Source organism: Streptomyces lushanensis (genome assembly GCF_001700515.1).
Taxonomy (GTDB): domain Bacteria; phylum Actinomycetota; class Actinomycetes; order Streptomycetales; family Streptomycetaceae; genus Streptomyces; species Streptomyces lushanensis.
Genome location: NZ_MAUD01000104.1, coordinates 1 through 20,002 on the forward strand (window position 1 = coordinate 1; position 20,002 = coordinate 20,002).

The window sequence follows — 20,002 nt, forward strand, 5'->3', positions numbered from 1 at the left end:
CAGCGGCCGGCCGCTGAGCGTGAAGCCGTTGCCGCCGTTGGACAGCGCCTTGGAACCGGTGACGCGGACCTGCTGGGTGGCGCGGGACAGGACGAAACCGTCGCCGCCGTTCCCCTGGGAGACGGTACGGTCCACGACCACATTGGTGACGCCGCGGTGCAGCACCACGCCGTCCTCCAGGTTGTTGATCACCTTGGTCCGGATGATGTTGGCTCCGGTGGCGCCCGAGAGGAACAGCCCGTACAGATTGCCCGAGATGGTGGAGTTGGTGATCTCGGCCGACACATAGGACAGATCGGGCACGGAGAACCGGCTGTCCGGAGTGGCCAGTTCACCGGCGGGCTGGGCGATCACACCGCCGGCGTGCGGCGTCTGCTCCGACTCCTGCTCGGCCTTGTCGTCGGCCGCCGCCAGCTCGCGCCGGTTGAGGTCCTGCTCGCCGTCCGTGTACTTGATGTTGCCGGTGTCGGGCCGGTCGGTGCCGGTGAGGCTGAGACCGCCGGTGCGTCCGCTCCAGAAGCCGAGATCGGAGACCTCGGCGTGAGTCATCGAGAACTGGCCGCCGATGGCGCGCACATAGGCCCGCCCGTCCCGGACGTCCGTGTCGGGCTTGTTGGTGGCCGGATCCCAGCTGCTGATCCGCATCGGCGCCTGCGGAGTGCCCTCCAGGGTGAGCCGTCCGCCGAACGAGACGATGGAGACGAAGCCCCTGCTGTTGCTCGCCAGCCGCAGCGTCAGCCCGCCCGGGCTGGACAGCTTCAGCTTCGCGCCCGCGAGCAGATAGACGTTCTCGGTCAGCAGGTACGAGCCGTCCCGCTTGCTGCGCACAAAGGTCTGCGGGGCGAGTTTGAGCAGATCGGAGACGCCGTAGGGCTGGGTGCGCGGGGTGAACACCAGCGTGTACCCGCCCGCGGTCTCCAGCCGGTACGGCCGCGTCCACTTGTCGCCCTTCAGCGGCGCGACCGCGGCCACCGCGCGGACCTGGTCGAGCCGGTGGTCCTCCGCGGCGACGAGCGCGGTCTCGTTCTCCGCGTCCTCGGCCGTGGTGACCTGCTGCCCGTCCTTGCCGTCCCCGCCGTCGGACGGCGCGGCGAAGGACGCGGGCGCCGGGGAGCCGAGGAACAGGGCTGCGGCGAGCGGCAGTACGGCCGCGAGGCGGGCGGTACGAGGGCTGCGCCACCCGGACCGCCCGCGTGTGCGTCCGTACCCGCGCTCGTGTCCGGGCGTGCGCGCCTGCCCGGACGCGTGCCCGCGTCCGTGCTCATGTCCGTGCTCGTGAGTCATCTCTGGACCACCCCTGCTCGGGAAGCCGCGTCGGAGGCCTGACCGGGCACGGAAGCCGCGCCCGGGAACGCGCCCGCCCGGCCCGCGTTGGTGAGGGAGGCGGAGTCCTGTCCCTCGCCGCCCACGCTGGTGCTGGTACGGGTCAGCCAGCCCTGCTTGTTCATGGTGAGGAAGGCGTAGAGCTTGATCGGCAGTGAAATCATGATGACCACCAGCGCCAGCAGCGGCAGCAGGAAGATGTCCTGCGGATATCTGCGCAAGTGGGAGTAGCCGCGGATGCCGCGTCCCACGATGAGCCAGATCAGGACGAGCACCACACCGCGCCCGTTCATCTCCAGCCTGCTGAAGAGGAGATAGCCCAGCGCCATGCCCATCGTGACCGGCGTCAGCAGGATCTGGAGCACGGTGATCTTGGTGACCAGCGGCACCCGCCAGAGCCAGCCCTTGTAGACCGCGGTCAGATAGCAGCGGTAGGAGTTGCGGCTCCAGCGCACCCGCTGCTTCACGAAGGCGGAGAGCGAGGACGGGAACATCGACAGCGCCCGCGCGGACGACTGGTGCACCGTCTTGTAGCCGGACGCGATCACCAGCCAGGTCAGCCGGCCGTCGTCACCGGCCACACAGCGGCGGCCGAGGAAGAACTCGTTCTCCAGGTTCTCCAGCACCGGCTCGATCGCCGCGCGCCGGTAGGCCGCCGTACGGCCGGACAGACACGCCACCGCGCCCGCCCGTCCCATGGCCGGGACGTAGTCGTAGTAACGGAGGTTGACCAGCCAGTCGGCCACACGCCGCCAGACGCTGGTGCCCCGGAGATAGACGTTCTGCTGGGTGCCGACGCCGCCCACCTCGGGATCCACGAACGGCATCTGGACCGCCGCCAGCAGCCCCGGCTGCCAGCGGGTGTCCGAGTCGACCAGGACGACGAGTTCGCTCTTCGCGGCCCGGATGCCCACACCCAGCGCCGACCGCTTGCCGCGGTGCTCGAACGCGAGCACCCGCACCCGCGGATCCTCCACCTGCGCCAGCCTGCGCAGTACTTCCGTGTCCTCCACGTCCGGCACGATGATGATCTCGGCCGGGTCCTGGTTGAGCCAGGTCTCCAGGCAGTCCATCAGGATGTCCGGATCCTCGCGGTAGGCCGGGACCACGACCGAGACCGTGGTACGGAACTCGTTCACCACCGGTCTCGCGAACCGCGAGAGCACCGCGCGGTAGAGCCACAGTGCCCATACGAAGGCCCCGGCCAGGCCGAGCGGCATCACCTCACGCCACGATGTCTCTCCTACCGCCGTGACGATCCATGACCATATTTCGTCGAAAAAGCCCGACACCTAACCGTGCCCCCCACCCCACATGGCGACTGATTTGAGTCAGATATGCGCGTGACGCGCAACTGTACGGGAGAATCTAGGGCCTATGTGAGTATCTCTTCACACCTGAAACGCAGGGTTCACTCACTCTTCTCCGGATACCTCCACACCTCGGTCACCGTTGGTGAGCAACGGACGGGGGAGGAGAAGGCGGCGGGCCGGGGAGAGGGAGGGCTGCCGGAGGCGGTCAGGCGACCTCGTCCAGGCCGGGCACGATCATAAGCGGAGCCGCGGTGTCCGGCAGGACCAGGGGCTGTTCGGTCCAGATGCACTTCCCGGTGGCCGTGTACCGGGTGCCCCAGTGCTCGGAGAGCGCGGCGACCATCTGGAGACCGCGCCCGCTCTCGTCGGTCTCGGCGGCGCGCCGGATACGCGGGGTCGTGGGGCTGCCGTCGTAGACCTCGCAGACCAGAGTCGTGCTGTGCAGCAGACGCAGCCGTACGGGGCCCCGGGCATGCCGGACGACATTGGCGATCAGTTCGCTCACGAGCAGTTCGGTGGTGGTCACCAGGTCTTCGAGATGCCAGGCGGCGAGCTGCTCGCCCACATGCTTCCTGGCGGTGCCCGCGGACTGCGGATCGTCGGGCAGGTTCCAGGTCGCGACGGCGTCGGCGGCCAGCCGGTGGGCGCGTACGACGAGCAGCGCGGTGTCGTCGGCGTTCTGCTGGTCGGCCGGGAGCAGATCGGCGGTGAGGGTGTCGCAGAGCTCGTCCAGATCGCCGTCGGGGTGCTCGCCCAGCAGCTCGGCGAGGCGGCCCATCCCGGCGTCGATGTCACGGCAGGCCGACTCGACCAGGCCGTCGGTGTAGAAGACCAGCAGGCCGTCCTCGGGGACCGTCAGCTCCACCGTCTCGAAGGGCGGTTCGGCCGCGCCCAGCGGCGGGTCGGGGGCCGAATCGGGGAAGGACACGGTGCCGTCCGGGCGGACCACGGCGGGCGGCGGATGGCCGGCGCGGGCGAAGGTGCAGACGCCGCTCGTCGGGTCGTACACCGCGTAGAGGCAGGTGGCGAAGGAGTCGTCGCCGAGTCCGGAGATCAGGTCGTTGAGATGGATCAGGATCTCGTCGGGCGGCAGTTCGAGGTCGGTGAGGGTCCTCACGGCGGTACGGAGCCGGCCCATGGTGACCGCCTCCGGCAGCCCGTGCCCCATGACATCGCCGATGACGAGGGCGACCCGGCAGCCGGAGACCGGTATGACGTCGTACCAGTCGCCGCCCACGTCCATGCTCTGCCCGGCGGGCAGATAGCGGGCGGCGGCGGTGACGGCGGGCAGCTCGGGCAGGGTCTGCGGGAGCAGTGTGCGCTGGAGCTGCTGGGCCCGGCTGTGCTCGGCGTCGTAGAGCCTGGCCCGCTCCAGCGCGTGCGAGACCAGACCGCTGACCGCCATCAGCAAGGTCTGCTCCTCGCCGGTGAAGTGGTGCGGCTCGTCGAAGGCGATCACGCAGACGCCGATGGCCCGTCCGGAGACGATCAGCGGCAGGAACGCCCAGGCCTGTTTGCTGATCGCGCCCGGCCGGTCGGCGTGCTCCGGATAGGTCCGTACGTACTCCTCGGGCGTGGCGCAGAACCAGGGCGCGCGGGTGCGCAGCCGGTCGGCGCCGGGCGACCTCACCGACATCGACGCGCCGCTGACCTTGTTCAGGAACGCCTGGGGATAGCCGACGCTGCCGACGACCCACATCCGGTCGTCCTCGTTGACCTGGATGATCAGCCCGGAGGCGCCGAACGGCCGCAGCACCCGTCGGGCGACGGCATGGGTCACGTCCTGGGTGGTGACCGCCTCGGCCAGATCGGCGGTCAGCTCCTGGATACGGGCCGCCCGTTCGGCCGCCTGCCGCTCGGCCGCCACCCGGTCCGCCTCGCGCTGTCTGGCCTCCGTGATGTCGGCGAAGTAGCAGGCCAGACCGTCGGGTGAGGGGACGAGCCGGATGTGGAACCAGCGCCCGGTGTCCGGCCACTCCACGTCGAAGCCCGCGGCGGTCGCTCCGGCGGCGGTCTCGCGGCAGCGGGACTCCAGGCCCGGCACCCGCCGTACCACCGGCACGTCCCACAGCACGGCGCCGATCAGCCGCCGGCGGGAGGAGTCGAGCAGGCGCTCCGCCCGCACATTGACGAAGGTGATCCGCCATGTGTCGTCCAGGGACAGGAATCCGTCGCTCATGAAGCGCAGCGCGCGGCGGATGGCGTCACGGCCGATGCCGGACTCGGTGCTGTCCCACGCCGTGCCCACGACACGGGACGGCCGTCCGTCGCCGTCCGGCTCCGCGCGTCCCCGGACATGGGCCCACATCAGCGTTCCGTCGTCGGGGCGGCGTACCCGGTACTCCAGGTCGATCAGGCCGAACGTACCCACCGCCTGGTCCCACTCGCCGGCCACCCACGGCCGGTCGTCGGGGTGGATGATGCTCATCCAGGTCTCGGTCCGGCCGTCGTAGGTGTCCGGGTCGAAGCCGAACGTCTCCAGCAGGGAGTCGTCGACACGCAGGCGCCCGGAGCGCGCGTTCAGCTCCCAGGAACCGATCCGTGTCGCCCTGAGCGCGTCCTCCGCCTCGGGCGACTCCGGCGGCCCCGGCGCGTCTGACCCCGGCACATCGGGCGCCCCCGGCACGGCCTGCCGATCCGGGGGCGTGACGACGGGGTCCCCGGCGCGTCGGAGGCGTTCGGCGGCCCATGCCGCGACGGCCCGCAGGGTCTCCTGCTGTGCGGCGGCCGGCCCACCGGGGGTGGTCGTCACCACGGAGAGCGCCCCGAACGGTCCCTTCCGGGAGAGGAGCGGCGTGGACACCATGCCGGTGCCGGGACCGGCGGGAGCGGGCAGCCATACGGTGGTGCCCTCGCGCAGGGCCTCCGCCGGAGCCTTCGGAGCGCCGTCCGGAGCCCCGTCCCACGACCGGGTGAACGCCCTGGGCAGACCACTGACGGCCACCAGATACATGCGCCGGGTGTTCGCCGACCCGCGCAGATGAACCACCCCGCCGAGGCCGCCGAGCTCCGCGACCGCCTGCTGGAGGGCGAGCCGCAGCACCTCGGTCTCCGGGAGAACGGCGTCCACGGCATTCAGCAAAGCCAGCCGCTCGTTCATATGCGCCAATCATATACAAATCGGATGAGAAGCGTGCTTGTGGGTCCATGGTGTCCCTTGCCCCGCACAAGCACCACTCCTTCCGCTGCCGCCCCGGGGCGCTGCCCGGGGCACTGCCAGGGCCTAGCTGAGCAGCTCCCTGCCCGACTTCACGGCGTCGGTGCTGCCCTTGACGACGCCCTTGGCGGCATTCACCTTCCTGTTCACCTTGTCGCCGATGACGCCCTCCACCACCGGGCCGGCCTCTTCGCCGACGGCCGACGCGGTCTGGGCGGTGCTGCTCAGGGTGTCGCCGAGATCGGCCGCCTGGGCCGTGGAGGGAAGGACGGCGGCGAGCAGGGCGGAGCCGGCCGCGGCGAGGAGAAAACGATGCGAGTTCATGATCGGTACAACGCGCGGAAGCGCTCCAGGGCACGCGGGTGACGCCCGGACAGGACCTAGCGTGGAGACATGAACACCAACGCGAACTCCGGCGCGAACACCGGCACGAGCCGTGACAGCGCTCTCACGGAGACGACGATGCCCGCCGTCGCGTACCGCAAGAGCCTGCCCGTCGACGATCCGCTGAGTCTGGAGGACATCGAACTGCCCGTCCCCGAGCCCGGTCCGCGCGATCTGCTCGTCCGCGTGGAGGCCGTCGCGCTCAATCCGGTGGACTGCAAGGTCCGCCGGCGCACCGATCCCGGCGGGCGGCCCAAGGTCCTCGGCTGGGACGCGGCGGGCACGGTCGTCGCGGTCGGTGACGAGGTGGAGCTGTTCCGCGTCGGGGACGAGGTGTACTACGCCGGCGCGGTCGACCGGCCCGGGGCCAACTCCCGCTTCCACGCCGTGGACGAGCGCCTCGTCGGCCTCAAGCCCACCACGCTCGGCCACGCCGAGGCGGCGGCGCTCCCGCTGACCGGGCTCACCGCGTGGGAGGGACTCTTCGACCGGATGGGGCTGCGCACCGGGGCCCTGGAGCAGACCGGCGCCCTGCTCGTGACGGCCGCGGCGGGCGGAGTCGGCGCCATGGTCGTACAGCTCGCGCGGGCGCTCACCAGTCTCACGGTGATCGGCACCGCCTCACGTCCGGAGACCGTCGAGTTCGCCCGCCGGATGGGCGCCCGGCACCTCGTCGACCACCATCGCCCCCTCGTCGAGCAGCTCAAGGCGGTGGCTCCGGAGGGGATCGACTACATCTTCGGTACGGCGGCCACCGACCGGAACATCAAGGCGTACGCGGAAGTCCTCAACCCGTTCGGGCACATCGTGTCGATCGACGACTACGACTCGCTCGACATCGGTGTGCTCAAGCCCAAGAGCGTCTCCTTCCACTGGGAGTTCATGTTCACCCGGTCGTTGTTCCGCACGCCCGACCTGCGCAGGCAGGGCCATGTCCTCGCGCAGATCGCCCGGCTCGTGGACCAGGGAGCCCTGACGACGACCGCCACACGCGACCTCGGTCCCATCAACGCGGCCAACCTCCGTGAGGCACACCGGATCCAGGAGTCGGGCACCTCGATCGGCAAGATCACCCTCAGCGGTTTCTGATCGCGTCCGGCCGGGGCGGCTCCCCTCACTTCGCGTCGGAGTACCGCTCCACCGTCGCCGTCGTGAACGGGAAGCGGACCGGTGTCTCTCCGAAGGCGATCCGCCCGGCCAGCTCACCGGCCGCGCGGATCGCGTTCGCGACCTGTGCCGACTCCTCCTGCGGGCAGTGCACGATCACCTCGTCGTGCTGGAAGAAGACCAGCTCGGCCCGCATGTCCGCGGTCGCCCTGCGCAGCGCCGCCAGCATCAGCAGGGCCCATTCGGCCGCGCTGCCCTGGACGACGAAGTTACGGGTGAAACGGCCGCGGGCCCGGCCGTTCGACGACGCGTACCCCGGGGTGAACTCACCGCCGGCGCCCGCCGTCCCGTCCGTCCCCCGCCCCGTGCCCGATTCCGTTCCCATGGGTATCTCCTGCGGGATCCCGGCCTCGTCGGCGTCCTCCGCACCGGCCGCCCGAGGGCTCGTCCGCCCGAGCCAGGTCCGTACGAGCCTGCCCTCCTCGCCCGCCCGCGCGGCCTCGTCCACATACGCCACCGCCAGCGGGAATCTCCGGCGCAGCGCGGCCAGGTTCTTCAGTCCGTCGCCGGAGGTCTGTCCGTAGACCGCTCCCAGGAGCGCGACCTTCGCATGGGCCCGGTCGCCGGAGAACGCCCGGTCGGAGAGCGCCGTGTACAGATCGCCGTCGTGTCCCGCCACCTCCATCAGCCCCGGATCCCGGGAGATCGCGGCCAGCACACGGGGCTCCATCTGATCGGCGTCCGCCACCACCAGCCGCCAGCCCTCGTCGGCGACGACCGCGCGCCGGATCACCCGGGGGATCTGGAGCGCTCCGCCGCCATTGGTCGTCCAGCGGCCGGTGACCGTACCGCCCGGCTGGTACTCCGGCCGGAAGCGGCCCTCCCGCACCCAGTCCTGGAGCCAGCTCCAGCCGTGGGCCGTCCAGATCCGGTAGAGCTTCTTGTACTCGATCAGCGGCTTCACCGCCGGATGGTCGATCTCCTCCAGCTCCCAGCGCCGGGTCGACCGCACCTTGACACCGGCCCGCGCGAAGGCCCTCACCACCTCCGCCGGCAGATCGGGCCGCACCCGCCACCCGAACGCCTCCGACACCTCGTCCGCCAGCTCGGCCAGCCGCCGGGGCTCACCGCCGCCCGCGTACCGCTCGCCGAGCAGCTCGTGCAGCACCTCGCGATGCACGTCCGCCCGCCAGGGCAGCCCCGCGCGGTGCATCTCGGCCGCCACCAGCATCCCCGCCGACTCGGACGCCGTGAGCAGCCGCATCCGGCCCGGGTGCTCGGCGGCCGTGTGTCTGCGCTGCTGTTCCGCGTACACGTCGAGCAGTCCCTCGAACGGAATTCCCGCGCCCGCGTGCGGCTCGAACAGCGAGGACTGGGAGCCCGGCTCCGCAGAGCGGGCCGGCGGATCGGGCGGCACCGGCGCGTTCCGCAGCCGGGCCCAGGCCGCGGCGGCCGATCGGGGCTCCCCGAGCCGTCCCTCATGGCCGAGCAGCAGCAGCTCCGCCACCTCGATGTCGTAGCACCGCTCGATCCGCACGCCCGCCGCGAGCAGCCGTGGATACACCTCGGTGGTCGACCGCCACACCCACCGTCCGACCTCGGGCAGCCGCGCCCGGACCGCCGTGACGAGGTCGCTCTCGCGCAGCACGGGCCCCGCCGCCCGGCCGTCGTCGCCCAGCGGGGCCAGCAGCGCGCCGCCGCCCTCCGTCGGTGCCAGAGCCCATCTCCCGGTCATGCGCCGAGTCTCGCAGCCCGGTCCGACATCGCCCCGGCGCCCGCTCGGAAGGCGGTCCCGGCCGGACGACGGGAGGATCGGACATACGGCCAGGACCACCATGGCCACGGCCCGCACGGACAGGGAAGGGATGCGGATATGCGAGCGGCAGTGTTCGAGAAGTTCGGCGGCCCGGACGTCCTGCGCACCGGGGACGTCGACGAACCGCACGCGGGACCCGGCGAGGTCCGGGTGGCGGTCCGGGCGGCCGGCGTCAACCCGATGGACTACAAGATCCGCCACGGATGGATGGAACAGCTCTTCTCCACCCGGCTGCCCGCCATCCCCGGTTCGGAGTGCGCCGGAGTCGTGGACGAGACGGGCGAGGGCGTCACCGAATTCGCCGTCGGCGACAGCGTGGTGGGCTGGACCGCCACCGGCGCCTATGCCCAGTACGCCCTCGCCGAGACCGTCGTACCCAAGCCCGCCTCCCTGGGATGGGAGGAGGCGGCGGCGGTCCCCGTCGCGGGCGGGACCGCCCGCCGGGTGCTCGACCAGCTCGCGGTGCGCAGGGGCGAGACCGTGCTGGTGCACGGCGCGGCGGGCGGCGTCGGCTCCGTGGCCGTCCAGCTCGCGGTGGCACGCGGCGCGACCGTGATCGGCACGGCGTCTCCCGGCAACCACGACTACCTCCGCTCGCTGGGCGCCCTTCCGGTGGCCTACGGCGAGGGTCTCGTCGGGCGCGTCCGCGCGGTCGCGACCCAGGGTGTGGACGCGGTCTTCGACGTGGCGGGCAAGGGCGCGCTGCCCGACTCGATCGAACTGCGCGGCGGCACCACGGACCGGATCATCACGATCGCCGACCCGGACGCGGCCGGCCACGGGGTGGCCTTCTCCGCCGGGGTGGCCGCGCCCGGCACCAAGCGTGCCGCGCTGGCCGAGAACGTCCGTCTGGCGACGGAGGGCGCCCTCCGGCTCCGCGTCGCCAGGACCTTTCCGCTCGCGGACGCGGCCGAGGCCCAGAAGACGAGCGAGGAAGGCCATGCGAACGGGAAGCTGGTGATCACGCCCTGAGCTCAGGAACGGGTGACGTGGCACGTCGGACCCCTCTCACGCACCGTAGATTGCTCTCAGTAATCCTTTGATGTCCGAGAGTAACGATGCCCACTGACAGTGGACTTGTGCACGGCGTCTACGACCCCGGCCGGTCCTGGCTGCCCCTGACCCGAATCCCGCTTCCCCACAAGCCGGAGGCGGCTCCCAGGGCGCGCCGTCACACCCGCGAGGTGCTCGCGTTGCGCCGCGTCGACGCCGAGCTGACCGCCACCGTGGAACTGGTGGTCAGCGAACTCGTCACCAACGCGGTACGCCACGGCGTCTGTCTGTGCGGCTGCACCCGCGGTCCGGTCTCCCTCAGCATCCTGCGCACGGAGGACCGGCTGCGGGTCGAGGTCGCCGACCCGTCCCGGACGCCGCCGAGATGGCCGGCCGGACCGGCGGGGGCCGGGGCGGACGCCTCGGACCCGGAGGAGGGCCGGGGCCTGCTGCTGGTGACGGCCCTGGCGGCGGACTGGGGCGACCACGCGGGCCCGGTCCGGGGGAAGGTGGTGTGGTGCGAGTTCGCCCGCCGCCCACGCTGGCCGGGCGCGCCCGCGGTGGCCCGGCGTGTCACCGAGGAAGCCGGATGTCCACAGCCTGTGGACAGTGCCTCCCACCCCGACCCGGCACCGGCCCAGGACCGCGGGCCGCACCTGGGATCATCGGAGCCATGAGTGACACGGATGCCGGCGGCGCGGGTGCGGGGACCGTCGAACGGGCCCTGCGCGCCGTGCTGTCCACGACGGGCGGCGGGCGGACCGAGGGCCTCGACACCGGTGCCTCGCTCCTCGCCGCCGACCCGTCGGCCGACGCCGAACTGCGGCTGCGCGGCGTCGGGTTCGTACGGCTGGTCTGGGAGCGCGGCTGGCAGCCCGCCGATGTCGTACGGCTCGTACGGCGCGACCTCGAAGACCCGCATCTGCGGCTGTTCGCGGAGCTGACAGCGGCGGAGGCGAGGCGGTACGAGCGGCTGGCGCCGCGCTGGGCCGCGCAGCTCGCCGACATCGCGCGGGAGTCGGGCCCGGAGCCCTACCGGGCCGACCGTTTCTCGTACGCCACCGCCGTACTGGAGCTGTATCTGCTGCTCGCACGGCTGCCGGCGGTCGAACCGGTGGGGCCGGTGCCCGGAACGCCCGTCCATCTCCCGTCCGCGGACGGCGAGCCGCGCATGCTCACCCGGATCCGGGCGCTGCTCGCCAAGGCGGAGGCGACCGGCTATCCGCAGGAGGCGGAGGCGCTCACCGCGAAGGCGCAGGAGCTGATGGCGCGGCACAGCATCGACGAGGCGGTACTGGCCGACCGGACCCGGCGGGGCGATGTGCCCGGCGCCTGCCGGATCGGTGTGGACGCGCCCTACGAGACGGCGAAGGCGATCCTGCTCGACGCCGTCGCCTCGGCCAACCGCTGCCGCGCCGTCTGGAACAGCGCCTACGGCTTCTCCACGGTCGTCGGCTTCGACTCCGATCTGGAGGCCGTCGAACTGCTCCACACCTCTCTGCTGGTGCAGGGAACGACGGCGATGACCCGTGCGGAGGCCGCCCAGCGGGCGGGAGGACGCAAGCGGACGAAGACGTTCCGGCAGTCGTTCCTGATGGCGTACGCGCACCGCCTCGGTGAACGCCTGGCCGAGGCCACGGCACGGACGACGCACGAGGCGACGGCGGACACGGAGGGCGGCGCGCTGCTGCCGGTGCTCGCGGCGCGGGACGTGGCGGTGGCCGACCGTACGGACCGGATGTTCCCGGAGACGGTGGCGACCCGGGTCCGGGGCGCGACGGACGCCGAGGGCTGGCACCACGGCACCTCGGCCGCGGACGCGGCGCATGTGCCGGGCGGGGCCGCGGGCCAGGACGTCCGTCCCCGTATCCGCCCCGGGGGCCGGGGCTGACCGTACGGTGGCGCGTGCCGCGGTCGGTCACCGCGGCCCGTACGAACCGGCCCCCGCGAGGTCGTTCGCGCGCGCCGGGCCGACCGCCGCTACGAGGTCGGGAGATCCGTCGGCAGGTCTTCGGGCAGGTCTTCGGGCAGGCCCTCGGGCAGCGCCCCGGTGCCGGTCTTCGCCAGCTTGTCCTTCTTGCCCTTGTCCCAGGCGATCACCAGCGTCTTGCCGTCGTTGGACTCGATCGACCCCATCGTGCGGTCGGTGTTCCCGTCGGCGCAGGTGAGGGAGAGCATCGGCTCGCCCATGTCCTCCACCGAGCCCTGGCAGACATGGCTGTCGGCGACGAGCGCGACCTTGCCGCCCTTCACGGAGAGCGCCACGGCCTTGCCGTCGGTCAGCCCGGCCCAGCTGCCCTCGACGGCGCTCGCACCGGCCCCGCCGGAGCCGGTGTCGGCACTCGCGCCCGCGTCCGAACCGGAGCCGTCGGCCGACGCGCTCGGCGCGTCCGCGCCGCCCTTGTCCTTGCCGGAGTCGACGCCGTCGCCGCTGCCACCGCCGCAGCCCGTGAGCGCGAGTGCGAGCGCGGTGACGAGGCCCGCCGCGGCGAGGCTGGGCCGTAGGAGCTTCTGCACGTTCAAGTCCCCCTTGTCGGTTACCGGACCGCGCCAAGCTACCAGGACGACTTACGCACTTCCGGCAGAAGTCCGGCGCGCTTCGGGTGCGCGGACGCACCTGGTGTTCACCTCGCCGGTCCCGACGGGGAAGGCGCCGCGCGGGAAGGCGTCGAGCGGGAAGGGGCGAGCGGCTTCCCGATTCCCGTCCGCTCACCGATACCGAGTACGCGACGGGCCATACCGCCCGGAAGCCCGCCCGGAAGCGACTACCGACTACCGCCCGCGTTCGACTCCTTGCTGGAGGTTCGATGTCCGACCGGCGCCGGGATCGCAAACCGTCCGCGTCCGGCCCAATCCACTGGACCGCATGGGTATCACCTATATCGACTACAAGGACACAGATCTGTTGCGGAAATTCATCTCGGACCGCCGAGGGATTCGCGGCCGTCGGCCGACAGGTGAGCGCGCGGCGGCGGCGGGCGGCGGAGCGCGCGGTCGAGAACGCCGGGAAAAGGGGTTGCCGCCGTACCGCCCGGTGTGCCGTCGATCCCCCTCCAGGCCCCTCCTGAGCAGGTCAGGAGGGGCCCCGATGTGTCGTACCGGTCTCCTGTGTGGAGACTGGAGCGGCGAATTGGGATCCGAATGGCCGTGAAACGCGTCTCTTCCTAGAGCACGGGGGGATTCGCTCCGGACGGCCGTCTCGGTGCGGTGTCTGTAATCAAAGGAACACCCCGCGTGCACGTGCATTTGCTCATGCATCAGCACATGAAACACAGCTATGATCCGAGACAGTTGACACCTGCACCTTGCAACTCGGGGAGCGACCTGTGCACCACGTGTACAACGGCATAACGGCCACAAAGCTTCACGGAGTCGTCTGGCAGAAGAGCATGCACAGCAACTCCCAAGGATCCTGTGTGGAGTTCGCCAAGCTGCCGGGCGGGGAGGTGGCGGTGCGTAACTCGCGCTTCCCCGACGGTCCCGCGCTCGTATACACGATCGCGGAAATCGAGGCTCTGCTGCTGGGCGTCAAGGACGGGGAATTCGATCATCTGACGGCGGACGCCTGAGGCAGGCGCCGAGCCGGGCGTCCCGTGCGCGCAGGAACGATCCTGCGCGCACCACGCCCGGCAGTCGGGCTCCTTGGGCCTGTCCGTGTGTCAGGACGACAACGTCATGATTCGGCCACCGCGTGCCCCGGGGTGACCCCGGCACGGTGGTCCGGTTGGTCCGGTCCCGGTTGGTCTGGACCTAGTTGGCCCGCCCGGTACCGATGGTCCGGTCTGCGCGGAGCCGCGAGCTGTCCCGCCGCACCGGGATCAGGAGCCGATCGGGGGCCGCCTCACGGGGCCGCCGGCCGGGAGTACCGGCCACCGACCGGGCGTGCGGGCCCACCGGCGCGGAGTGCGGGCCATCGGCGGGGAGCGCGGGCCGCGGGGCCGGGCGTACGGGCCGGGAGCCGGCCCGTACGCGAGCGCGGCGAGTCAGTCCCGCCGCAACTGGAACAGCGCCCAGACCACCTTGCCGTGCAGCGAGCCCGCCAGCGGGTGCCATCCCCAGGTGTCGCTGAACGACTCGACCAGGAACAGCCCGCGCCCGGACTCCGCCGCGCCGTCCTCCTCCGTCTTCCGCGTCGTGGGCCCCGCGTGGCTGGGGTCACGTACCGCGCACACGAGCCGTGACGTCCACCGCATCAGATGCAGCCGTACGGGCGGATCGTGCGGCTCCCGCGGGGTGTCGGCGGGCAGCGCGTGGCGCAGGGCGTTGGTGACCAGTTCGGAGACGACCACCGCGACATCGTCGAAACGGTCGTCGAGCTCCCACTTGTTCAGGGTGGCCCGGGTGAACTGCCGTGCCCCGCGCACCGCTTCGTAGCGGGCGGGCAGGGCGCACGACGCCGAACCGGCGGCCCCCGCGGGATCGATCGGCGGAAGTCCCTGCCTTAACGGCTCGAGCATGGTCGATCCATTCATCCCCATGCGAGGCACTCCCGGGATTCGCGGCCGTAGCGATACTGCGGTGGTCCAGCGTCACATCACGTCAATCACGAACGAGCGCGCAGGCGCGCGAGCACCATGGTTCCGAATGCGTAGGGCAGATGCAAGGGCAGATGCACGTGCACGCGCCGGACTTGACCGATCCCGTACCGTTTCTGACATGTTTCTCCCCGTGACCAGTTTTGCTCGCTACGCAAAGCCTTCTTATTTCCGTAATCGAATGAGTACGGGCTGAAGCGTTTTGATGGCAGAATCCGGCACTTGGAGTTCTCGGGGGCGCTCCGATGAAGAACCACATGCGATGGGGAGGGTTGGAGACGTGACCGCAGCCGAATCGGGCGGTTCCGTGGTGCGGCGCATCCTGCTTGGCTCACAGCTGAGGCGGCTGCGCGAGACGCGCGGCATCACACGTGAAGCCGCCGGCTACTCGATCCGCGCTTCCGAGTCCAAGATCAGCCGTATGGAGTTGGGACGGGTGAGCTTCAAGGCCAGAGACATCGAGGACCTGCTGACTCTCTACGGAGTCGCCGACGAGGGCGAGCGTGGCGCCCTCCTCGGCCTCGCCCGGGAGGCGAATGTCGCGGGGTGGTGGCACAGCTTCGGTGATGTGCTGCCCGGCTGGTTCCAGACCTATATCGGCCTGGAAGGCGCCGCCTCACTGATCCGTATCTACGAGGTGCAGTTCGTGCACGGCCTGCTCCAGACCGAGGCGTACGCGCACGCCGTGGTCACCCGCGGCCAGCCGGAGGCGCCACGCAGCGAGGTCGACCGCCGAGTCGCGCTCCGTCTGGAGCGGCAGAAGGTCCTCGTCTCCGAGCGGGCACCACGCTTCCACGCCATTCTCGACGAGGCCGCGCTGCGCCGCCCCTACGGCGAGCGCGCCGTGATGCAGGGCCAGTTGAAGCATCTGATCGAGATCTCGGAGCAGCCCAACATCACGCTCCAGGTGATGCCGTTCAGCTTCGGCGGGCACGCGGGCGAGAGCGGCGCCTTCACCATGCTGAGCTTCCCCGAGTCGGACCTCTCCGACGTCGTCTTCCTGGAACAGCTCACCAGTGCGCTGTATCTGGACAAGCGCGAGGAGGTCGCCCAGTACGAACGGGTGATGGGACGGCTACAGGCGGACAGCCCGGGACCGGAGGAGAGCCGAGATGTCCTTCGCGGACTGCTCCAACTGATCTGAGACATCAGTACGATGGCCTCACATCAGGAGTTTGCACCTGCAGTAAGGGATCGCATGTCCTACTTCACCGATCTGGCCCACCAGTACATCGACGGCGAGTGGCGGACCGGCAGCGGCTCGTGGGACATCATCGACTTCAATCCGTACAACGGTGAGAAGCTAGCGGCCATCACGATCGCGACGGTGGCCGAGGTCGACGAGGCGTACCGCGCCGCTGAACGCGCGCAGCGCGACTGGGCCGGGACGAACCCGTACACGCGCAGGCTGGTCTTCGAGCGGGTGCTCAGGCTGGTCGAGGAGCGCAAGCACGACATCATCGAGGCGATCATCGATGAGCTGGGCGGCACACGTGTCAAGGCGGAGTACGAGGTCCGCACCGCCCAGGAGTTCCTCCGCGAGGCCATCCAGCTCGCGCTGCGCCCCGAGGGCCGGATCCTGCCGTCGCCGGTCGACGGCCGGGAGAACCGCGTCTACCGGCTGCCGGTGGGTGTCATCGGAGTGATCAGTCCCTTCAACTATCCCTTCCTGGTGACGATCAAGTCCGTGGCGCCGGCGCTGGCGCTCGGCAACGCCGTGGTGATCAAGCCCAACCAGAACGCGCCCGTCGTGGGCGGCGGACTCATAGCCAAGCTCTTCGAGGACGCGGAGCTGCCGGCCGGACTGCTCAATGTCGTGGTGACGGACATAGCGGAGGTCGGCGACGCGCTGATCGAGCATCCCGTGCCCAAGGTGATCTCGTTCGCGGGCTCCGACCGGGTCGGCCGCCATGTCGGCGCCGTCGCGGGGAGCAACTTCAAGCGGGCCATCCTCGAACTGAGCGGCAACAGCGCGCTGGTCGTCCTCGACGATCTCGACGAGGCGGGCCTGGACTACGCGGTGGACGCGGCGGTCGCCAGCCGGTTCATCTACCAGGGACAGGTCGGCATGGCCGCCAACCGGATCCTGGTGGACCGGAGCGTCGAGCGGGAGTTCACCGAGAAGTTCGTGGCCAAGGTGACCGCGCTCAGGACCGGTGATCCGCGCGATCCCGAGACCCAGATCGGCCCGGTCATCAACACGTTCCAGGCGGACGCCCTGACGGCGCTGGTGGAGCAGGCGCTCGCGGAGGGCGCCACGGCGCTCGTACGGGGGCGTACGCGCGGCAATCTCGTGGAGCCGACGGTCCTGGCGGGGCTCTCGGAGGACTCGCCGCTGATGCGCCAGGAGATCTACGGCCCCGTGGTGCTGCTGATCCCGTTCGACGGCGAGGAGGAGGCGGTACGCCTCGCCAACAACACTCCGTACGGGCTGAGCGGGGCCGTGCACACCTCGAACGTGGAGCGCGGCGTGGCGTTCGCCAAGCGGATCGTCACCGGCATGATCCATGTCAACGACTCGACCGTGCAGGACGAGCCGCTGGTGGCGTTCGGCGGGGAGAAGTTCTCGGGGCTCGGCCGGCTGAACGGTGACTCGACGGTCGAGGCGTTCACGACGCAGAAGTGGATCTCGGTGCAGCACGGCCGTACGACGTTCCCGCTCTGACGGCGGGAGCGAGGCCCCGGCCGGTCCTCGCGCCGCGGGTCATAATCTGGACGGATGTCAGCGATCCGTTTGCTCGTACTCTTCGCGGTCCGTCAGCACGGGCGGGCCCACGGCTATCAGGTGCGCAACGACCTGGAGTACTGGGGCGCCCACGAGTGGTCCAACGCCAAGCCCGGCTCGATCTACCACGCGCTCAAGCAGATGGCGAAGCAGGGCCTCCTGCTGGCGCACGAGGTCGCGCCGAGCACGGCGGGCGGGCCGCCGCGTACCGAGTACGAGATCACGGACGCGGGCCGGGCGGAGTACTTCAGGCTGCTGCGTGAGTCGCTGACCTCGTACGACCAGCGGATGGACGTGCTGTCGGCGGGACTCGGCGCCATTGTCGACCTGCCGCGCGCGGAGGTCGTGGAACTGCTCAAGGAGCGGGTGGCCGGGATCAAGGCCTGGCGGGCCGCGGTGACCGAGCACTATGTGCCCGAGGAGGGCCTGGGCCGGCTCGGGCACATCGGCGAGCTCATGAATCTGTGGGTGCACTCGGCGGACACCGGCGCGGAATGGACCCGGGGCCTGATCAAGCGCATCGAGGACGGCGCGTACACCTTCGCGGGTGAGGGCGAGCCCTTTGTGGGAGTGCTCGCGGAAGGCCGGCCCAACCCGTATGCGACGGGGATCCCCGACGAGGGGGATCATCACTAATCAAGTTTGACCGGCCGATGGGCGAGGGCATGCTCTCGCTGTGTAGTAGTCAAATTTGATTACCGGCAGGGGTGGTGAGGGAATTGGCTGATGTGACGGACACGGCCGGCGGGGCCGGCGGGGCCGAGGCGGAGGAGGCCGACCAACTGGCCGACCGTGTCTCGGTGGTGGACAGCGGCCGGGTCGTCGCCGGGGGCACTCCGGACGAACTCAAGGCCAGGTGCGGCGGCGACCGGATCGATGTCGTCCTGCGCGACGCGGACCGGCTGGCGGACGGCGCGCGGACCCTGGCGCGCCGGCCGTACGTGGCCGGACCCGGGCGTACGCGGAGGCCCCGCCCCCGGAGCGGAACCGGGGGCGGGGCGATCAGTGGTGGAAGGCCGTCGCGGCGGCCTTGTCCCGCTCCAGGGGATGCGGCTGGCGGCGCAGTTCGGGGAGCAAGGCCTCCAGATCGGCCATGAGCAGCGCGGCCAGATCGGCGGAGAAGCCGTTGCGGCACACGATCCGCAGGACGGAGAGATCCTCGCGGTTGGCCGGGAAGGTGTACGCGGGCACGAGCCAGCCGTGCCGGCGCAACCGGGCCGAGACGTCGAAGACGTCGAAGTTCTCGATACCGGGAGCGGTGGTGAAGGCGAACACGGGCAGTTCGTCGCCCCGGGAGAGCAGCCGGAAGGCGTCCAGCCCCTCGATCTGCCCGGCCAGCTTCATGGCAATGTCCCGGGCCGTCTGCTGGACGGCGCGGTAGCCGTCGCGGCCCAGTCTGAGGAAGGTGTAGTACTGCCCGACCACCTGGGCGCCCGGCCGGGAGAAGTTCAGCGCGAAGGTCGGCATGTTGCCGCCCAGATAGTTCACCCGGAAGACCAGGTCCTCGGGCAGATCGGCGGGTGAGCGCCACAGCGCCCAGCCGACGCCCGGGTAGACCAGCCCGTACTTGTGGCCGGAGGTGTTGATGGAGGCGACGCGCGGCAGCCGGAAGTCCCAGACCAGCTCCTCGTCGAGGAAGGGCGCGACCATCCCGCCGGACGCTCCGTCGACATGGACCGGGATGTCCAGGCCGGTGCGTTCCTGGAGGGCGTCCAGCGCCGCGCACACCTCGGCGACCGGTTCGTAACTGCCGTCGAAGGTGGAGCCCAGCACGGCCACCACACCGATGGTGTTCTCGTCGCAGAGGCCGACGGCGGCCTGCGGATCGAGATGGAAGCGGTCGCCCTCCATGGGCACCGTCCGCGCCTCGACCTCCCAGAAGTCGCAGAACTTCTCCCAGCAGACCTGGACATTGACGCCCATGACGAGATTGGGCCGGGCGTGCGCCGGATAGCGGTCCGCGTTGCGCTTGGTCCAGCGGCGCTTGAGTGCCATCCCGGCGAGCATGCAGGCCTCGCTGGAGCCGGTCGTCGAGCAGCCGACGGCCGCCGCCGGGTCCGGCGCGTTCCAGAGGTCGGCGAGCATCTCCACGCACCGCCGCTCCAGGACGGCCGTGCGCGGGTACTCGTCCTTGTCGATCATGTTCTTGTCCCAGCACTCCGACAGCAGCACCGTGGCCTGCGGCTCCATCCAGGTGGTGACGAAGGTGGCGAGATTGAGCCGGGAGTTGCCGTCGAGCATCAGCTCGTCGTGGACGAGCTGGTACGCGACGGTGGGCGGGATCGGTCCGTCGGGCAGCCGGTGGGTGGGCGGCGCCGAGGTCATCCCGCTGATCGGATCGGCCTCACCGTAGAAGGGATTGAGCGAGAGCCTCCGCAGCTCGGCGCGCTCGGCCTCGGAGACACCGCCTTTGGTGTCCGCGCCTCGGTGGAGTGGCATCGGCGGTTCTCCTCGGGGCATCGGCGCGGTCGCGGCATCGACGCGATGGGGGCATCCATGCGGCTGGGGCATTCATGCGGACGTTTTCCCTATTTATGCCCGATACGCGGCCGTGGCGCATCCGTGGGGCGAGCCGAGGGGCCCGGGTGGAACCTGGAGGAGTGGAGGGGCGTTGATAGCTTGTGCGCGGCCGACCACGCCGAATTGACG

16 protein-coding genes and 2 pseudogenes are annotated in these 20,002 nt (G+C 70.8%); 10 read left to right on the forward strand and 8 right to left on the reverse strand.

Translation table 11 applies throughout. The annotated features are described in order from the left end of the window. From BFF77_RS09965 to BFF77_RS09980, 4 genes are all read right to left on the reverse strand, one after another. Positions 1-1,284 (reverse strand): right-handed parallel beta-helix repeat-containing protein (locus BFF77_RS09965; RefSeq protein ID WP_141698408.1); only part of this gene is annotated, 1,284 nt, incomplete at its 3' end. Continuing rightward, on the reverse strand, positions 1,281-2,543 hold the full coding sequence (locus BFF77_RS09970; protein WP_245703341.1) for a glycosyltransferase family 2 protein: 1,263 nt from the start codon (positions 2,541-2,543) through the stop codon (positions 1,281-1,283). The genes BFF77_RS09965 and BFF77_RS09970, both read right to left, overlap by 4 nt. 298 nt (positions 2,544-2,841) lie before the next feature. Next, positions 2,842-5,736, reverse strand: coding sequence for a SpoIIE family protein phosphatase (locus BFF77_RS09975; RefSeq protein ID WP_066946552.1), 2,895 nt, complete (start codon positions 5,734-5,736; stop codon positions 2,842-2,844). 123 nt (positions 5,737-5,859) lie between these two features. After that, on the reverse strand, positions 5,860-6,117 hold the full coding sequence (locus tag BFF77_RS09980) for a hypothetical protein (RefSeq protein ID WP_066946555.1): 258 nt from the start codon (positions 6,115-6,117) through the stop codon (positions 5,860-5,862). Between the two features lie 138 nt (positions 6,118-6,255). On the opposite strand from BFF77_RS09980, the gene BFF77_RS09985 reads away from it, so the two are divergent. After that, positions 6,256-7,266, forward strand: coding sequence for a zinc-binding alcohol dehydrogenase family protein (locus BFF77_RS09985; RefSeq protein ID WP_066946628.1), 1,011 nt, complete (start codon positions 6,256-6,258; stop codon positions 7,264-7,266). A gap of 25 nt (positions 7,267-7,291) precedes the next feature. On the opposite strand, the gene BFF77_RS09990 is transcribed toward BFF77_RS09985, so the two are convergent. Then, complete coding sequence (locus tag BFF77_RS09990; protein WP_066946557.1) at positions 7,292-9,019, reverse strand: bifunctional 3'-5' exonuclease/DNA polymerase; 1,728 nt, start codon at positions 9,017-9,019, stop codon at positions 7,292-7,294. 138 nt (positions 9,020-9,157) lie between these two features. On the opposite strand from BFF77_RS09990, the gene BFF77_RS09995 reads away from it, so the two are divergent. The 3 genes from BFF77_RS09995 (at position 9,158) to BFF77_RS10005 (ending at position 11,984) form a co-directional block, all read left to right on the forward strand. Next, positions 9,158-10,072, forward strand: a complete 915-nt coding sequence (locus tag BFF77_RS09995) for an NADP-dependent oxidoreductase (RefSeq protein WP_066946560.1) — start codon at positions 9,158-9,160, stop codon at positions 10,070-10,072. A gap of 86 nt (positions 10,073-10,158) precedes the next feature. Further along, a complete protein-coding gene (locus BFF77_RS10000) occupies positions 10,159-10,770 on the forward strand; it encodes an ATP-binding protein (protein WP_079124990.1) in 612 nt (203 codons plus the stop codon). Beyond that, entirely contained in the window at positions 10,767-11,984 is a 1,218-nt protein-coding gene (locus BFF77_RS10005; protein WP_079124991.1) for a DUF2786 domain-containing protein, read from the forward strand. The genes BFF77_RS10000 and BFF77_RS10005 overlap by 4 nt, the downstream gene beginning before the upstream one ends. A gap of 89 nt (positions 11,985-12,073) precedes the next feature. Here BFF77_RS10005 and BFF77_RS10010 read toward each other — a convergent pair whose 3' ends face one another. After that, positions 12,074-12,610, reverse strand: a complete 537-nt coding sequence (locus BFF77_RS10010) for a hypothetical protein (protein ID WP_066946566.1) — start codon at positions 12,608-12,610, stop codon at positions 12,074-12,076. Between the two features lie 295 nt (positions 12,611-12,905). On the opposite strand from BFF77_RS10010, the pseudogene BFF77_RS38155 reads away from it, so the two are divergent. Together BFF77_RS38155 and BFF77_RS10015 are read left to right on the forward strand one after the other, a co-directional pair. Continuing rightward, positions 12,906-13,161, forward strand: a pseudogene (locus BFF77_RS38155) (hypothetical protein); the annotation flags it as partial. A gap of 258 nt (positions 13,162-13,419) precedes the next feature. After that, the gene (locus BFF77_RS10015) at positions 13,420-13,662 is read left to right on the forward strand and encodes a DUF397 domain-containing protein (protein WP_079124992.1); all 243 of its coding nucleotides are present in this window, start codon (positions 13,420-13,422) and stop codon (positions 13,660-13,662) included. Positions 13,663-14,076: 414 nt separating this feature from the next. Here BFF77_RS10015 and BFF77_RS10020 read toward each other — a convergent pair whose 3' ends face one another. Further along, positions 14,077-14,571, reverse strand: coding sequence for an ATP-binding protein (locus BFF77_RS10020; protein ID WP_066946573.1), 495 nt, complete (start codon positions 14,569-14,571; stop codon positions 14,077-14,079). A gap of 319 nt (positions 14,572-14,890) precedes the next feature. Between BFF77_RS10020 and BFF77_RS10025 the strand changes: the two genes are divergently transcribed. The 4 genes and pseudogenes from BFF77_RS10025 to BFF77_RS36745 form a co-directional block, all read left to right on the forward strand. After that, positions 14,891-15,772, forward strand: a complete 882-nt coding sequence (locus BFF77_RS10025; protein WP_066946576.1) for a helix-turn-helix domain-containing protein — start codon at positions 14,891-14,893, stop codon at positions 15,770-15,772. A gap of 54 nt (positions 15,773-15,826) precedes the next feature. Beyond that, positions 15,827-17,293 carry an aldehyde dehydrogenase family protein gene (locus BFF77_RS10030; RefSeq protein WP_066946579.1) on the forward strand — a complete coding sequence of 489 codons (1,467 nt, stop codon included), beginning with the start codon at positions 15,827-15,829 and terminating at the stop codon, positions 17,291-17,293. 54 nt (positions 17,294-17,347) lie between these two features. Continuing rightward, complete coding sequence (locus BFF77_RS10035; RefSeq protein WP_066946582.1) at positions 17,348-17,989, forward strand: PadR family transcriptional regulator; 642 nt, start codon at positions 17,348-17,350, stop codon at positions 17,987-17,989. Positions 17,990-18,120: 131 nt separating this feature from the next. Continuing rightward, positions 18,121-18,265 (forward strand): annotated as a pseudogene (locus BFF77_RS36745) (daunorubicin/doxorubicin resistance ABC transporter ATP-binding protein DrrA); the annotation flags it as partial. 90 nt (positions 18,266-18,355) lie between these two features. On the opposite strand, the gene gad reads toward BFF77_RS36745, so the two are convergent. Beyond that, positions 18,356-19,792 carry a glutamate decarboxylase gene (gad, locus tag BFF77_RS10040; protein ID WP_066946585.1) on the reverse strand — a complete coding sequence of 479 codons (1,437 nt, stop codon included), beginning with the start codon at positions 19,790-19,792 and terminating at the stop codon, positions 18,356-18,358. Positions 19,793-20,002 lie beyond the last annotated feature (210 nt).

Bases quoted from the DNA above. Each gene is read 5' to 3' on its own strand.
- BFF77_RS09995 (WP_066946560.1), top strand. From the start codon at position 9,158: ATGCGAGCGGCAGTGTTCGAGAAGTTCGGCGGCCCGGACGTCCTGCGC.
- BFF77_RS10030 (WP_066946579.1), top strand. From the start codon at position 15,827: ATGTCCTACTTCACCGATCTGGCCCACCAGTACATCGACGGCGAGTGG.
- BFF77_RS10000 (WP_079124990.1), top strand. From the start codon at position 10,159: ATGCCCACTGACAGTGGACTTGTGCACGGCGTCTACGACCCCGGCCGG.
- BFF77_RS10005 (WP_079124991.1), top strand. From the start codon at position 10,767: ATGAGTGACACGGATGCCGGCGGCGCGGGTGCGGGGACCGTCGAACGG.
- BFF77_RS09985 (WP_066946628.1), top strand. From the start codon at position 6,256: ATGCCCGCCGTCGCGTACCGCAAGAGCCTGCCCGTCGACGATCCGCTG.
- BFF77_RS10025 (WP_066946576.1), top strand. From the start codon at position 14,891: ATGGGGAGGGTTGGAGACGTGACCGCAGCCGAATCGGGCGGTTCCGTG.
- BFF77_RS09970 (WP_245703341.1), bottom strand. From the start codon at position 2,543: ATGCCGCTCGGCCTGGCCGGGGCCTTCGTATGGGCACTGTGGCTCTAC.
- gad (WP_066946585.1), bottom strand. From the start codon at position 19,792: ATGCCACTCCACCGAGGCGCGGACACCAAAGGCGGTGTCTCCGAGGCC.
- BFF77_RS09990 (WP_066946557.1), bottom strand. From the start codon at position 9,019: ATGACCGGGAGATGGGCTCTGGCACCGACGGAGGGCGGCGGCGCGCTG.
- BFF77_RS09980 (WP_066946555.1), bottom strand. From the start codon at position 6,117: ATGAACTCGCATCGTTTTCTCCTCGCCGCGGCCGGCTCCGCCCTGCTC.
- BFF77_RS10035 (WP_066946582.1), top strand. From the start codon at position 17,348: ATGTCAGCGATCCGTTTGCTCGTACTCTTCGCGGTCCGTCAGCACGGG.
- BFF77_RS10020 (WP_066946573.1), bottom strand. From the start codon at position 14,571: ATGGGGATGAATGGATCGACCATGCTCGAGCCGTTAAGGCAGGGACTT.
- BFF77_RS09975 (WP_066946552.1), bottom strand. From the start codon at position 5,736: ATGAACGAGCGGCTGGCTTTGCTGAATGCCGTGGACGCCGTTCTCCCG.